At 43.3% G+C, this 344-nt stretch carries 1 protein-coding gene; it reads right to left on the bottom strand.

The features are described from left to right. A partial coding sequence (locus R0J87_RS19020) for a hypothetical protein (protein WP_498888180.1) occupies positions 1–225 on the bottom strand: 225 nt, incomplete at its 3' end. Positions 226–344 lie beyond the last annotated feature (119 nt).

Genomic DNA, 344 nt, shown 5'->3' with positions numbered 1-344 from the left:
CGCTTTTCCTTCTTCTGCTGGGCGCAAAATACGCTGGCCGAAGCCGATTTTTTCGATTTTTTGTGAATCACTTTCCATCGGAATGATGCGTGCATCATTTAAAACGGTTGGTGTGTTTTGCATCATTCTAATGAATGTGTTGGATTGGGTTGCGTTCATGAGACCGCCGGTTTTTAAGCTGGCAAGTGTCATTTCAGCCTTGCGAATCAACTCTTGATTTCTCACACTGTTTCCTCCTTATTTAGGCTTATAGTAAGCCATCCCATATGGGCTTTGTCCTGTCGTTTTGTGTATCGTGGATTGTTTGTTTTGAAATGCCCCGCGCTTTTTCAAGCATGTGAATC

It is taken from the genome of Halomonas sp. SIMBA_159 (genome assembly GCF_046536035.1).
GTDB lineage: Bacteria > Pseudomonadota > Gammaproteobacteria > Pseudomonadales > Halomonadaceae > Vreelandella > Vreelandella venusta_A.
This window is presented reverse-complemented; position numbering and strand designations above follow the sequence as displayed.